Annotated in this window: 12 protein-coding genes; 8 read left to right on the forward strand and 4 right to left on the reverse strand. The window is 64.0% G+C overall.

Features of this window, described 5'->3' with window-relative positions:
• Positions 1-34: 34 nt before the first annotated feature.
• From ACOOF5_RS01340 to ACOOF5_RS01370, 7 genes are all read left to right on the forward strand, one after another.
• Positions 35-961 (forward strand): branched-chain amino acid ABC transporter permease, encoded by a 927-nt coding sequence (locus ACOOF5_RS01340; protein WP_420435832.1) that lies wholly within the window; start codon positions 35-37, stop codon positions 959-961.
• Positions 958-1,953: a branched-chain amino acid ABC transporter permease gene (locus tag ACOOF5_RS01345; protein ID WP_420435834.1), complete on the forward strand. Its 996-nt coding sequence runs from the start codon at positions 958-960 to the stop codon at positions 1,951-1,953. Before ACOOF5_RS01340 ends, ACOOF5_RS01345 begins: the two co-directional genes overlap by 4 nt.
• Entirely contained in the window at positions 1,950-2,666 is a 717-nt protein-coding gene (locus ACOOF5_RS01350) for an ABC transporter ATP-binding protein (protein WP_420435836.1), read from the forward strand. The genes ACOOF5_RS01345 and ACOOF5_RS01350 overlap by 4 nt, the downstream gene beginning before the upstream one ends.
• Before the next feature lie 77 nt (positions 2,667-2,743).
• Positions 2,744-3,457, forward strand: coding sequence for an ABC transporter ATP-binding protein (locus ACOOF5_RS01355; RefSeq protein ID WP_420436303.1), 714 nt, complete (start codon positions 2,744-2,746; stop codon positions 3,455-3,457).
• Between the two features lie 88 nt (positions 3,458-3,545).
• Complete coding sequence (locus ACOOF5_RS01360) at positions 3,546-4,856, forward strand: alkyl sulfatase dimerization domain-containing protein (protein ID WP_420435838.1); 1,311 nt, start codon at positions 3,546-3,548, stop codon at positions 4,854-4,856.
• Between the two features lie 80 nt (positions 4,857-4,936).
• Positions 4,937-5,263, forward strand: a complete 327-nt coding sequence (locus ACOOF5_RS01365; protein WP_420435840.1) for a helix-turn-helix transcriptional regulator — start codon at positions 4,937-4,939, stop codon at positions 5,261-5,263.
• The gene (locus tag ACOOF5_RS01370) at positions 5,250-6,506 is read left to right on the forward strand and encodes a type II toxin-antitoxin system HipA family toxin (protein WP_420435842.1); all 1,257 of its coding nucleotides are present in this window, start codon (positions 5,250-5,252) and stop codon (positions 6,504-6,506) included. The genes ACOOF5_RS01365 and ACOOF5_RS01370 overlap by 14 nt, the downstream gene beginning before the upstream one ends.
• A 57-nt stretch (positions 6,507-6,563) precedes the next feature.
• Here the strand turns inward: ACOOF5_RS01370 and ACOOF5_RS01375 are convergent, their stop codons facing one another.
• On the reverse strand, positions 6,564-7,271 hold the full coding sequence (locus ACOOF5_RS01375; protein WP_420435844.1) for an RES domain-containing protein: 708 nt from the start codon (positions 7,269-7,271) through the stop codon (positions 6,564-6,566).
• Positions 7,268-7,864 carry a hypothetical protein gene (locus ACOOF5_RS01380; protein ID WP_420435846.1) on the reverse strand — a complete coding sequence of 199 codons (597 nt, stop codon included), beginning with the start codon at positions 7,862-7,864 and terminating at the stop codon, positions 7,268-7,270. Before ACOOF5_RS01380 ends, ACOOF5_RS01375 begins: the two co-directional genes overlap by 4 nt.
• Before the next feature lie 697 nt (positions 7,865-8,561).
• On the opposite strand from ACOOF5_RS01380, the gene ACOOF5_RS01385 reads away from it, so the two are divergent.
• Positions 8,562-10,049 carry a tetratricopeptide repeat protein gene (locus ACOOF5_RS01385; RefSeq protein WP_420436305.1) on the forward strand — a complete coding sequence of 496 codons (1,488 nt, stop codon included), beginning with the start codon at positions 8,562-8,564 and terminating at the stop codon, positions 10,047-10,049.
• A 102-nt stretch (positions 10,050-10,151) separates the two neighbouring features.
• Here ACOOF5_RS01385 and ACOOF5_RS01390 read toward each other — a convergent pair whose 3' ends face one another.
• Both ACOOF5_RS01390 and ACOOF5_RS01395 read right to left on the reverse strand, forming a co-directional pair.
• On the reverse strand, positions 10,152-13,256 hold the full coding sequence (locus tag ACOOF5_RS01390) for a type I restriction endonuclease subunit R (protein WP_420435848.1): 3,105 nt from the start codon (positions 13,254-13,256) through the stop codon (positions 10,152-10,154).
• Positions 13,246-14,664 carry a hypothetical protein gene (locus tag ACOOF5_RS01395; protein ID WP_420435850.1) on the reverse strand — a complete coding sequence of 473 codons (1,419 nt, stop codon included), beginning with the start codon at positions 14,662-14,664 and terminating at the stop codon, positions 13,246-13,248. Before ACOOF5_RS01395 ends, ACOOF5_RS01390 begins: the two co-directional genes overlap by 11 nt.
• Positions 14,665-14,739: the final 75 nt, after the last annotated feature.

Consider the following 14,739-nt stretch of genomic DNA (forward strand, 5'->3'; position numbering starts at 1 on the left):
ATCAGACCTCGAGTCACCGCACACATCGCGTCGGATGCCCGATAGCTCGATACTGCTGCCCTTCTTCATCCAAGGGCTGGCATTCGGGGCGATGTATGCGGTGACGGGGACGAGCATCGTCGTCCTCTACCGCACCACAGGTGTGGTGAACCTGGCCTTCGGCGCTGTCGGAACCATGGGCGTCCACCTCGTGTGGTCGTTCATGGGCGGATCGCTCATCGTTCCCGAGCCGCACGTATCGGGATTCGGCATTCTGCTGTTCCCGGCGCTGGTGGTGCTGTGCGCGGTCATGTTCCTGATCTACGGGCGGGTCTTCGCGCCAATACTGGACAAGCGCGATTCCCTGGTGAAGACGCTGGGAACCGTGGCATTGGCGCTCTTTCTGATGGGCATCATGAAAGAGCGCTGGGACACCTCCAAGCCTCGCGGAATGCACTTCCCCACCGCGAGGTTCAGCATCGGCAACACCGTCGTTTCGACGACGCAAGTGCTGGCGCTGGGGTTCGCGTTCGCCGTGGTGATCGGAGTGGGGGTCTTCCTGCGGCGCACGAAGACCGGCACCGCCATGCGGGCGATCGCAAACAATCGTGAGACCGCGGCTTTGCTGGGCGTCCCGGTCCGGCGCGTCGAGGCGATGGCCTGGTTCGGTGCCGGTTTGCTGTGCGGCTGTGTTTTCCTGCTGCTGCCGGCGCTCTTCAAGAGCATGGATCAGGTCACCCTCACCTGGTTTGTCATTCCGGCGCTTGCGGGGGCCATCGTGGGCCAGTTCAGGTCGCTGTGGATCACGTTGGGGGCGAGCCTGCTGATCGGCGTCGTGGAATCGATGCTGACGCCGTTCAGCGGCAACTTGAGCTTCCTGTCCCAGATTCGCAAGGTGACCCCCATGGTGATCGCCGTCGTCGCGATCCTGTGGATCTCCCGGAAGCGCACGGTGGTGCTCGCAGGCAGGGAGATGTCGTGAGGGTCGCTCAGGCGCTCTCCCACCGAGCCTTTCAACCGACCCTCGTCGGCGCGCTGTTCCTGTTCGCGATGTTCGTCATGCCGTCGGTCCTCGATGCGACGTGGATCTTCAACTTCACCCAGATGGCGATCTACGCCATCGTGGCTGCCAGCGTCGGGATGCTGTACGGCCGGGTGGGCTTGGTGTCGCTGGGCCAGGTTGCCCCCTACGGCATCGGGGCCTGGGTGACGATCCGATTGGCCTACCTCACCGATGTCCCCTACCCCGGGGTGTTCCCCCTGCTCTTGATCGCCGGCGGACTGGTGGCTGCCATCTTCGGGTTGCTCATCGGCTTGCCCGCGCTTCGGGTCAGCGGGCTCTACCTGGCCCTGGTCACACTGCTGCTGGCAGTGGGCATCGAGATCGCGCTGAACCGCATCAAGCTCCCCACCGGCGGTCCGGGTTTTCGAGGAGTTGCGTTCGCGATCGGTGATCGTGAGCCGATGCCACGCCCATTCGTAGCTGACGGTGATGTCGCCTTCTTCCGGTACGCCGTGATCGTTGCGTTCGTCATGTTCATGATTGCTGTGGCGTTCCTGGCCTCCAAGCCGGGGCGGGCGTGGGCGTCGGTGAGCCAGAGCGAGCCTTCGGCGCTGGCCTCGGGCATCAACATCACGCGCTACAAGCTGCTGGCCTTCGGCCTGGCCGCCTTCATGGCAGGCGTCGCAGGCGGCTTGTACGGCGCCCATGTGCAGTCGAACTCCAGCATTGCGCAGTTCGACCGGCAAGCTGCGCTGTTCCTGATTGCGGTGGTGCTCATGGGCGGCATCAGCTCGCTGTGGGGTGCGGTGCTGGCGGCCTTCTTCGCCACGATCATGCTGCCCTTCTTGACCCAGAACGTCATCGGTCACAACTTCTGGAATGACTTCGCGCTGACCATCTTCGGGATCGGCCTCATGATCAACCTGATCCAGACGACGAAGGCCATGGAGAAGAAGGGTCTGCTCGAGTGATCGAGATCACCGACCTCAGCGTGCAGTTCGGCGGTGTCCGCTCGCTGGATCAGGTGACGCTCACGTTCCCGGGCGGCACCTGCGGGCTGATCGGCCCGAACGGCGCCGGCAAGACGACGATGTTCAACGTGCTGTCGGGATTCGTGACTCCGGTGTCGGGCCGCGTCGTCATCGACGACATCGACCTGTTGGACATGGCTGACTACGCGCGGGCTCGCTGGGGCGTGCGTCGCACCTTCCAGACGGTGCAGGCCATCGAGAGCCTGACCGTGTACGAAAACGTGCTCACCGTGCATGAGCACGCAGCCAAGGGCTCACGATCCGACGCACAGGATGCAGTCGACGACGTGCTGGCGTTCGTCGGGCTGAGCGACGTTCGCGACAAGGTGGTCCGCACGCTGTCTCAGCGCGACCGTCGCTTCATCGAAGTGGCTCGCGCCATCGTGGGCGCGCCGCGGTTAGTGCTCTTTGACGAGCCGGCTGCCGGGCTGCCCGAGGAGGAAACCGAGCACCTGGCGCAGATCATTCGCTCGGTGCCTGAGCGCACGGGAGCCACGGCGATCCTGGTGGATCACGACATGTCGCTGGTGCAGGCGTGCTGCGACTGGACAGCGGTGCTCGACTTCGGGCGTCTCGTGGCTGCGGGCCCGACTGCCGATGTGCTGCACGACGAGCGTGTGCTCGCCGCCTACGTCGGCGACGAGGAGGCGTGACCGTGGCCGACGAGACCCCCACCGACGGCAAGTCCAGCGACGGCAACGTGACCGCAGTTGCGGCTGACGGCGCCGCCATGTCGAACCTGGAGCTGAGCGACCTGACAGTGGATCGAGGCGGGCGACCCGTGGTTCACGATGTCTCCCTCGAGGTGCCCCCAGGTGAGATCACCACACTGCTGGGGCCGAACGGGGCCGGCAAGTCCAGCCTCGCTGCCGCCATTGCCGGCCTGGCCCGCACACGCTCAGGACAGGTCACCGTCGGCGGCACCGACATCACCGGCTGGCGACCGGAGCGTGTCCGCCACGCCGGCGTGTCGGTGGTGCCTGAGGGCCGTCGGCTGCTGAGCGACCTGACCGTGGCCGACAACATGCGCGTGGCCACCTACTCGCTCGACGCCAAGAGCGCAGCCGATGGCGTGGAATACGCGCAGTCGCTCTTTCCCGAGTTGGAACGCCGCTGGGACTCCGCCGGTCGGCTCCTGTCGGGCGGCGAACAGCAGATGGTGGTGCTGGCCCAAGCGCTGGTGTCGCGGCCCAGGGTGCTCGTTGTCGACGAGCTCTCGCTGGGCTTGGCACCCATCGTCGTGAAGCGGCTCACGCCGGTGCTGGCAGAGGTGGCCGACAGCGGTGTGGCTGTGCTGCTGATCGAGCAGTTCGCCCAGGTCGCCCTGGCGATGGCCACCAAGGCGTATGTGCTCGAAGGCGGTCGCATCCGCTACGACGGCAGCGCGGAGGAACTGATTCGCCAGCCTGAGGTGCTGCACTCGGCATACCTGCTGCAGGACTGACCTATCGACGGCCACATCCAGACGGCCAATGAACACGAAGCACAGACCGCCACCTGAACCGGAAGCCGTCGAACCACAAGGGAGTGTCGTGGCACCGCCAAAGACCGTGGATCCCATCGAGCTGTCGAGCCGACTCATCGACACCGGAGTAGCCGACGAGCAGATCGTCCGCGTCAATAACGCGCTGAGCGAGATCGACGACAACGTCGCAGTGATCGAGGCGTTCAGCAACATGGTCACCTTCGGCACCGACGACGGCTTGGTGTGCTTCGACGCCAGCGGGCCGTTCAGCGGCACGGCGGTGGTTGATTCGCTGCGGGGCTGGTCCACCGATCGAATCAACACGCTGCTGTACACCCATGGACACGTCGACCATGTGGGCGGCAGCGGCGCGCTGGCGGCTGATGCAGCCGAGCGCCGTCAGCCGCTGCCCGAGGTTGTCGGGCACGACAACGTGGTCCCGCGCTTTGAGCGCTACAACGCCACGAATGGCTACAACCTCATCATCAACCGGCGCCAGTTCGGCCTGGGGCTGCGGCGGCGGGGGGTGGGCATCGCCTTCGACGACGACAACTTCCTGCCGTCCGATGCGTTGTGGCCGACCCGCACCTACGCAACCGCAGACTCGTTGTCGGTCGGCGGGCTCGACTTCGAACTGCATCACGACAAGGGCGAGACCGACGATCACACATGGGCGTGGATGCCCTCGCACCGGGCGATCTGTCCCGGTGATTTGGTGGTGTGGGTGTTCCCGAATGCCGGCAACCCCCAGAAGGTGCAGCGCTACCCGCTGGAGTGGGCAAAGGCGCTGCGCCGCATGGACGCCCTCGAACCCGAGCTGCTGATACCAGCGCACGGCCCGCCGGTGAGGGGTCGTGAGCGCATCGCCACGGTGCTGCTGACGCTGGCCGAGTCGCTGGAGGTGCTGGTAAGCCAAACGCTCGACCTCATGAACGAGGGAGCTTCGCTGGACGAGATTCTCCAGAGTGTCTCGCTGCCGCCGGAATGGCTGGAACGACCGTGGATGCGGCCGGTCTATGACGAGCCGGAATTCGTGATCCGCAACATCTGGCGCCTGTACGGGGGATGGTGGGATCTCGACCCCGCCAACCTCAAGCCCTCCCCCAAAGGCGAGCTCGCGGGCGAGTTGGTGCGCCTCGGCGGTGGTGCTGAGGCATTCGCCCAGCGCGCGCAAGAACTCGTCGACGAGGGCGATCTCAAGCTGGCATGCCATCTGATCGAGCTGGCGGTGGTATCCGACCCCGAGTCGGTGACCCTGCACGGCATCCGAGCTGAGATCTACGAGGCCCGAAGGGCCGCCGAGCAGTCGCTGATGTCGATCGGCATCTTCAGCGCCGCCGCGGCCGAATCACGCGAGGTCGCCGAGCGTCCGACGTAGCAAGTGCCAGACACCGGCGGATGAGTTGCTGTCACACAATACTGGGTTTTAGATCCTTTAAACAGTAATATGCTGATGCCATGAGAACGGGTCAGCCACTGAGCCGGGCTGCCTCCGAAGCAGTTCGACTGCTCGGTCGGCGTATCTCGCTCGCCCGACGAGAGCGCAGATGGACCGTTGCAGAACTCGCGGAGCGGGTCGGATCGAGCGAGACCACGGTGCGCAAGGTCGAGCGAGGCGATCCGTCAGTGGCTTTGGGCACCGTGTTCGAGGCAGCCGCGCTGGTCGGTGTCCCGCTGTTCAGCGACGACGCGACGACGGTGGCCCGCGAAGCCGAACTCGTCGAAGCTCGACTTGCGGTCCTGCCCCAACGAGTTCGCAGGCGTCAGGTTGATGACCAATTCTGAGCCGTCGTCGAATCCCCCAACGGTGTACGTGTGGGTCTGGCTCCCCGGTGCCAGCGAACCCGTAGTGGCGGGACGCCTGGACGACCGGCGGCCGGTGGCGACGTTCACCTACGGCCGCAGCTACCTCGACAACCCCGACGCCGTCGCGCTGTCCCTGCCCGAGCTGCCGCTGGAGCCCGGAGAAACGCCGCCGGCATCAGGCACGTTGCCGGGCTGCATTGCTGACAGTGCACCGGACGCCTGGGGGCGCAGGGTGATCGAACACCGACACCGACTCGCAGACCGGGACATCTCCGAACTCGGCTACCTACTCAACTCCGGTTCTGATCGCGCCGGGGCACTCGACTTCCAGCGGTCGCCCACCGAGTACGTGCCACGAGTCGCTGAGCAGTCGTCGGTGGCCGAACTGGCCGAGGCCGCAGCCGCCATCGAGGAAGGCCGTCCTCTGTCGCCGGCATTAGAGCGGGCGCTGCTGGGAGGCACCTCGATGGGTGGCGCACGCCCCAAAGCATCGCTTGCCGACCGGTCGCGCCGCGTCATTGCGAAGTTCAGTTCCGCATCCGACAGCTACCCGGTCGTCAAGGCCGAATTCATCGCGATGGAACTGGCGCGCCGAGCAGGCATCGACGCCGCCTCGGTCACGCTGATCTCTGCGGTCGGCCGTGACGTGCTGCTCGTCGATCGATTCGACCGCACTCCCCGAGGCGGGCGCCGCCTGATGGTGTCCGCGCAGACTGTGTTGAAGTTGCACGATGCCTATGGCATCGCGGGCCGATACGGGACCTATGTCGACTTCGCAGATCAGATCCGAGCTCGATTCGTCTCGGCTGATGCGACGCTTCGCGAGCTCTTCTCGCGCATCGTGTTCAACATGCTGGTCAGCAACACCGACGACCATCCGAAGAACCACGCGGCCTTCTGGGACGGCGAAATGCTGTCGCTCACGCCGGCGTACGACATCTGCCCACAGCTGCGAGCCGGCGGCGAAGCCTTCCAGGCAATGGCATACGGTCCGAACGGCGAACGCATCAGCCAGGTCAGCGGCTGCGTCGAGCACGCAGGCCGCTATCACCTCAGTCGGAGCGAGGCTGCCGACATCGTCCAGCATCACATAGAAGTGATCCGCAGCGAGTGGAGCGAAGTATGCGATCTGGCGCAGCTGTCCACCCCAGAACGAGAGCAACTGTGGGAGCGCCAGTTCCTCAACCCGTTCACCATCAATCTCGGGGCGATTCACGCGTAACTCAGGGACCCCCAGAGCCTCCATCAAACTCGGGGAGATTCAGTCCTGCAGGTGCTGTCATATGGCGACTGTCAGCCCGACGAGAGTGGCTGTCTGTCGCACGAATTCGAAGCCGTCGCCACGGCTCAGGTCCTCATAGATGGTCTGTGTCTCGAAGAGGGCGTCTCCTGCGTTGTCATGGTCGTACAGGACCGCGATATGCCCGGCTTGCTCAACGACGGTGAGCAGCACACGCATCGGCGCGTCGGCGTGGGCTGCCGCGATTTCCGCTTGCCTCGAATTCCAGACGAACCCGGACGTCGCCTGTCCGTCGATCTGCATCCGGGTTCTTGTGCTCGCCCATTCGCGTGTGCATGGATAGTGAGCTGACGGGCAGGAGACCAGGTTCTCTCGAACCAGCCCATATCGGGCAAGCTGTGCGTCTCTGATATCGGCCATCAGATGTTCGGCTCGCGGTGTAACGGCTCGCAATCTCAACCCCTCGAGGTCGGAGCGCTCCACTACGTTCTCAGAGCCCCATGTGTCGTGCAGTGCGGTCTCGAGGAGCGCTGCCACATGGTTCTGTGCGAGGTATGCGTGTGGGAGGACATTGCCGTCGTCACCAAAGAGCGGGTTGAATCGGCTGTCGCCGCGCCCTGACTTGTTGAACACCTCGGGGTGCCGGGAGACGTTGTACCACGGAGACCGTGCGAGCTTCGCCGCGGACGTGATGCTTTGTGGCAGATTCGGATCGACGGGGCACGTGTCCGGATCCGGACAAGTCATGAAGTGGCTTGAATCATCCGCCGGCGTGCAGCCCCATAGACGTGTTCGGCATCCGTTTCGATCAGGTCTGCTGCGATTCTTCCCGACAAACCGGCGTTGGGGCGCGCGATCCATCGCCAGACAGCCCAGTCGTTCAGTCTCGCCTCGCGCAGCACGGCGATGACCGGCCGCCAGACGGTCCGAACATCGAAGGCGTCGTCGAGCAGGACAGCCGGGACTCGAAGCGCCCCTGAGACGGCGACAGCGACGAGTTCGTTTCGCCGGCGCGATCTCTGGATCTGTCGTTGAACGGTGTTCAGGGAGCACCCGCGGCCCCTTGCGATGTCTCGGGTGCTCAGCGAGCCTGTGTCAAGGAGCGCTTGTCTTGATTCGCGGACTCGGTGGGCGTTCAGAATGTGCGACTCCATGTCCGGGCAGCGATAGATGCCTTCGTCGGCTGTCAACGTCTCCCGCTCGGCATCGTCGAAGCCATCGGCGGGCAGTTGCAACGGCACGAATCCCCAGCCGCGAAGCCATGGCGCAAGGTCCGCGAGGCTTTGCGCTATGTGCCGGCCGGCCGTCTCGACATCTTCACGATCCGATGCTGTCGCCATGCGAACCTCTGCTGTCCGTTCTGTGCATAATAACGCACCAGCGGACGAAGGCGACAGGCAGCATATGGGCATCGTCGCTGCCGCCGTTCAGTCCCCGCGGCACGACACCCCAGATGCGCTGCCGCGAACCGCTATTGGCGAGGCTCTACGCCGTGCGCTGAGACTCGCCGGTTGTTACGTCGCTGCGGAAGCTGCAGCAGACTCCGGCCGCTCAGGCTGCGACGTGTCGCCGGTCCCGAAGGCATCCCGGCATCGCCGCAGGCTCGTCGAGCCGTCACCGAGCAACGGCTACGCCTGCCGCAGCCTGACCACCGCTCGCCGCATGTCACACCGTTTCGATGCTCCCGTCCAGGTCGGCAATCTCGCCGGCGTGAGAAAACGGTCAGGCATCTGCGAGAAACGGCAAGCTGACGGCACTCGATGCACAAACAGCGCCGGCTGTCGGGTGCCGCATCCGACCACGAAACCGCCCGCTACAGTCAAACCGTCACAGCCACCCTGGCCGTGACTCAACAACCCGAGTCTCTACACAACCCGGGGTGATTCAAAGCTCGTCGCTACGGCGGCTTGCAGAAGGAATGCGACGACGACTTCGCACACTGGCGCGAGCGCCGTCAGTCATGGAAGCGCTCTCGAGTAAGGTGACCCAATGCCTGCCTGGGGCCTCATTGAGCAGCTTCAGCACATAGCGCGAGGAATGTCCAGGCCCGCATTCAGGGGCCAAGCCGACTCGGACTGGCAACTGCGGTCTGGAGCGGTCGACCGCATTGTTACGGCTCATGGTGAGACTGTCCTTGACGACGACGGCAGCCTCAGAAGGCTCGTGAACGCATCCCACAAAGATCTCATCAGAAGGGCAGAGACAATCGACGGAGATCACAACATGCCGTTCTGGCAGCGGCTGGCCGTGCTTCAGCATCTCGGAGCAGCGACGGGCCTCTTGGACTTCACGCTCAGTCCCTTGGTCGCCCTCTGGTTTGCGGTGGACGATAAACCAGAGAAGGACGGCAAGGTCTTTGCCGTGGACGTAGACGATCACCAGCTGTTTGTCAATAGCCGTGAGATTGGAGAGGAGGAATTGCTCAACGCGGAAGGGCCCGTATTTCACGAACCCGAGCACACTCTCGGGCCTCGCGTCAGAGATCAGCACAGCGTTTTCATCGTGTGCAATCCACCCTTGATCCCTGAATCGGCTATCCGCCATGTTGATGTACCTAAAGCGTCCAAGGACAGTCTTCGCGAGTTTCTGGAAGGCCTGAGAGTGTCCTACGAGACCCTCTTCAGGGACATGGAAGGATTGGCGCGCTCGAACAGCAGAGGCAGCCCGTTACGGGCGCTGAACGTTGTGTCACCCGAACAGCGAAGAGATCGAGGTGCCCGCGCCTTCCAGGAGCAACGCTACGAGGATGCCCTAGTCCACTACAAATCGTACGCCTCAATGCGCCCAGAAGTGCCAGAGTCGCATGCCGCTGTCGGTGACACGCTCTCCGCACTGCGCCGTTTCGACGAGGCGGTAGAAGCATACACGCGCGCCATCCAGCACAGTGGCGGGCCGGTTTACTTGAATCCTGTTGGACTGCGGGCGAGGCCGCCGCAACTTGAGGACAATTTACTTCATGCGACCTACTACAACCGCGGCAACGTGCACGCCGCGAGTGGGCGCCATGACGAGGCAATCGCAGACTTCGATCAATCCTTGCGATACGACGGATTCGGAACTCCGCGAAACGTGCTCGTCAACCGCGGTAACTCGAAGTACGCGCTGAAGCGATTTGATGAGGCTGCACATGATTTCGAGGAAGCGTGGTCCGAACGCGAGGAAAGTGACGCTGCTCTCGCTCTCGGCAACTGCGAGATGATGAATGGACGTTTCCGTGAGGCGCTGAACCGGTATAACGACGGCGCAAGGCTCGACGCTCCCGGGAGCACCGCCATGTCGTGTCGCCGCAACGCCGCAACCTGCAAGCGTCTGATAGAGGCCACGGAGGGACACGAAGACTTCGAAGTTCACGTGCGAGAGCGAACGGTGATCGTTACGGGGTTATTCGGTGCACCGGACCGCTTCCCATTCAACGGCAGCCGCGGCAATGCAGGCAACACAGGTGTGACGAATGCCCACAGCGGTGCAGGGTACGACGGCTTGCCCAGCTTCAACGTCGAACTGCGGCCGATAGAAAGGGCCTGAGCAGGCGCCTCGCAAGCTGCGGGACACCTCCCATTGTTCGACGTAGCCCCATCCTTCCCAAAAGACACCTGAGCCTCCACCAAAACCGAAGTGGTTGAATGCTCATCCTGCGTCCGATACAGCGTTGTTGTCTGTCACAGTATTGGCGCTGCCGAAGATGGCTTGCATCATGCCGTAGTCCACGACGTCGCCGAGGTCGACTTCGTTGTGGCAGCGGTTCACGAATGCTTCGTTCTCTGCGAGGCGTTCAAGCATGAGTTCTTGCAGACGCGTGCGCTGTGCGAGGTAGAACTTGTCGAAGTCGTTGGCTCGTGCGGTGACGAGCATGTCGTCTTCTTGCATGGCGTCGTTGTGGACCGCTTCGAGGAACAAGCGGTCGCTGTCGTCGAAGTCGGTTCCGAAGAGGTGGTTGAGGCGCTCGATGATCTGTGACAGCGGCTCGGTTTCCTCTTCGGCGGTGCCGGTGCCGACGGCGGTGGGGCTGGTGACGGTGGCGTCGTCGCCGTCGAGACTGATGGCTCCGCTGGAGATTTTCTGGATGCGGTAGTACTCCAGTTCGACGTCGCCACCGAGATCGACGGGGTCGCCGCTGTCGGGGGCGGCCAGCCGGGGCAGCAGCATGCGGCCGTAGGAGTAGAGCCGTTCGAGTTCGCAGTCGGCATAGGGGATGATCTGGCTCAGGAACGTGTAGAGGCGCACGTAGGCGGCGAGCCGGTCCCGGAGTTGTTCTTGGGCATCCTCGTCGAGGGCGGCGAAGCGGTCCCGTGCGGGCTGCAGGGCCGCTTCGAGGCGGGCGTGGTCGGTCGGCTGCTGGCGGTGCGCGGGCAGGTAGAACACCGATGCGAAGTCGTCCACCTCGGACTGCTGGTACACGCCTGCCTGGCTGAGTTCGTGGGCAAGGGTGTCCAATTGGTACGGGTCGGACCGCTCACGCAACTCGGCCACGTCGAAATAGGGGGCGAATGCCGCAGCGATGTCGGCAGGCGAGTTCACGAAGTCCAAGACGAACGGCGGCTGCTTGCCTGCGGCGATGCGGTTGAGCCGCGAGAGGGTCTGCACCGCATGCACGCCCGACAGGGGCTTGTCCACGTACATGGCCGCGAGCAACGGCTGGTCGAACCCGGTCTGGTACTTCTCGGCCACGAGCAGTATCTGGTAGTCCGGCGAAGCGAACCGGCCCGGTAGCGCCGCCTCGCTGATCGGTTTGCCTGACACGATGTCGGTGTTCATCTTCGGCTCGGTGTACTCAGCGCCCGTGTCGGGGTCGGTGACGGTGCCGCTGAACGCCACCAGCGGGCGCACGTCGTCATAGCCGTGCTCGTCGATGTAGCGGGTGAAGTGGTTCATGTACCGCACGGCGTGCAGCCGCGAACCCGCCACCACCATCGCTTTGGCCTTGCCGCCAATGGCGTGCATCACCTGATTACGGAAATGCTCGACGATGACCTCAGTCTTCTGGGACAGGTTGTGCTCGTGCAGGGCGACAAACTTGTTGAGCTTGGTCGCGGTGCGCCGCTTGGGGAAGTCGTCGTCGTTCTCGGCGGTGCTGACCAGGCTGAAGTATGTGTCGTAGTCGGTGTAGTTGCCCAGCACGTCGAGAATGAAGCCCTCCTCGATGGCTTGGCGCATGCTGTAGGTGTGGAACGGCACCGGCTGGCCGTCCGGGCCGGGGCGGCCGAAAAGCTCGATCGTCTTGCCCTTCGGCGTCGCGGTGAACGCGAAGAAGCTCAGGTTCTCCTGCGGGCCGCGTGACTCCACCACCGCGTTCAGCCCGTCCTGCCAGTCCTGCGGATCGTCGCCGCCGGCCAGCGCGCCGGCTCCGAGAAGCTGCTTCATCTGGTGGGCGGTGTCGCCGGTCTGGCTCGAATGCGCCTCGTCCACAATGATCGCGTAGCGCCGAGACGCAAGGCTCTGCGCCCACTCCGCGGCCTGAGCGCCCTCAGCTTCGCTGGCTGTGTCCGGGGAGTCCGCGCCGGCGATGCGCATCAGGCCGCCCATCACGAACGGGAACTTCTGCAACGTCGTGATGACGATCTTGGTGTCGTCCACCAGCGCTCGGGCAAGCTGAGCGGAGTCCTCGTCGATGGCCTGCACCACCCCTTGGGTGTGCTCGATCTGGGTGATTGCGTCCTGCAGCTGCGCATCGAGCACGCGCCGGTCGGTGATCACCACCACGCAGTCGAACACCTTGTCGTCACCGGCGGTGTGCAGGCTGGAAAGGCGATGAGCCAGCCACGAGATCGAGTTGGTCTTGCCGCTGCCCGCCGAGTGCTGCACCAGATAGTTGTTGCCCGCTCCCTCGGTGCGGGCGGCGTCCACCATCAGGCTCACCGAGTCCAGTTGGTGATATCGGGGAAAGACCAGCGTCTCGCGCTTGACCGTGCGAGTGCCCGTCGCGTCGACGACCTTCTCCTCGCGGCGCTCGGTGAACATGAACGAACCGATGATCTCCAAGAACCGGTCCCGCTCCAGCACCTCACCCCAGAAATATCCCGTCCTGTGACCCGACGGATGAGCAGGGTTGCCCGCACCGCAGCGCACCTCGCCCGGGTGGCTGCCCCGGTTGAACGGCAAGAACCGCGTCTCGCCCTTCGCGAGCCGCGTCGTCATGTGCACCTCGTCAGGGTCCGCTGCGAAATGCACCAGCGCCCGCTTGCCGAAGCGGAACAACGGCGCCGCCGGCTCACGATCGGAGCGGTACTGAGCGGTCGCGTCCTTCCACGTCTGGCCCGTCGTCGGGTTCTTCAGCTCGCATGTCGCCACCGGCACGCCGTTGAGCGCAAGCAGCAGGTCAACCGTGTCGTTCTTGCCCGGATGACAGCGAGCCTGCCGGGTCGCCGTCAACTCGTTCGCCCCGAACAGTGCCAGCGCGTCGGGGTTCAGCCCGTGGGCAGGCTTGAAGTACGCGAGCCGGAATGTCTTGCCCACGAACTTGAAGCCATGACGCAGCACCTCCAATGTGCCCTTCAGATCAAGCTCCTTGCAGAGCCGTTCCAGCAGCCGCGGCACAACCTCCGCGCCCTGAGACTTCTCGGCCTGCTCCCACAACTCCGGCTGCGTCGCCCGCACGAACGAGACCACACGCTCGGAGAACAGCGCCCGATCCACATCCCACTCCGAGGCATCAACCGAGATCCAGCCGACCCGGCCCAGCATCGACTCCACCGTCGACTCGAACGCTCGTTCCGACGTCTGCTCAGGAGGCACTTACCCCCCCCCCCCCCGCATCTGACGCCGCGACATCCCGGACATCGACCTTGCCCGTCACCGCCGCCGAGAGCAGCGCCGAGCGGTACTCCCGGAGGCGTTCGATTGACAACTCGGCCTTCTCGCGCAGGACGTCGATGCGGTGGGACTGCGAATCGAGATAGGCCGCGATGACTTCTTGCTCGTCGTGCGGTGGCACGGCCAGCACCACGTCTTCAACTGAGGCGTTGAGCAGTCCGTATCTCGTGACTCCTGATGCAGATACCTGGAGTTGGCGATTCACCGCCTCGGACTGCACCGCGCGATACACGAAGCGTGAGTCCAAGTGCCGAGTCGATTTGATGATCCCAAGGTGATAGCCGCACACGAAGTCGTCTGCACTCTCGACGACGAGCGCTGGCACGCCGATATCACGCCAGTCCTCGGAGTCTTTGGTGATGAGCACGTCACCAGGTTGGAGCCTGAACCGAGCAATCTCCCTCGGCGTTGCAGTGGCACGCATGAAGTCGCCGTCGCTGGAGCGGATCACTCCCCTGTAGTAGACGTCCGTGTAGTTGCAGAGCCTGACGGGCAACTCACCGTCGATGGATGTCTTGTCAACATTGCTTGTGCGATAGCTGGCAACGTGCTTGAGGCGATGAACTTCCCAATGCTCCGGCACCTCCCCGAGCCACTCCACCCTCGAGTCTTTCAGCGCTGGCTCCGGGTCCAACCCGGCCGCCTCCGCAGCCTCGGGCGGCAGCCCCTTCGTCACCACCCGCGTGACCAACGCCGTCCGGTACTCGTCGAGCCGCTCGATGAGCGACTCCTGCAACGTGATCAGCCTGTCGATGCGGGCGGTATCGCGGTCAAGGTGCGCTGCGATGGCGCGCTGTTCGTCAAGGGGCGGCAGCGGAAGCACGGCACTCTCGACAGACGCGTTGGGTATCCCGTATCGAGTAACGCCAGTCGCCGCGACTTGCAGCTGCTTGTTCACACCGTCGGACAGCAGCGCGCGGAACAGGTAACCAGAGTCGATCTCCGCACCGGCGCGAACGATGCCGAGGTGGTAACCACACACGAAGTCGTCGGAGGAGTCCTCGACCAGCGCTGGTACTCCGATGTCGCGCCAGTCCTCTGAGTCCTTCGTGATGATCACATCGCCGGGCCGAAGCCCGAATCGCTCCACCTCGTGACCAGTCGCCGTCGCAGCCATGTACTCGCCATCAGCAGCGCGAATTCGTTCGCTGTAGTAGACGTCGGTGTAGTTGCAGAGCCGGACAGGGATCTCGTCGGCTTTGGACTTCTTGTCAACGCTGCTGGTCCGGTAGGAAACCAGCCGATGCAACGGCGTGGTGCGCCAATGCGATGGCAGGTCTCCCAACCACTCGCATCCAGAGTCGCAGTAGGTCTGATAGCGCCGCGTCATACCACCGCCATCTCGAATGGATGCCGTACCGTCAACGCGGCAGCCGGGCTCCTAGATCGGATGGCAGGAGCGTGA

The organism is Candidatus Poriferisodalis sp. (genome assembly GCF_965214215.1).
Taxonomy (GTDB): Bacteria; Actinomycetota; Acidimicrobiia; order Acidimicrobiales; family Poriferisodalaceae; genus Poriferisodalis.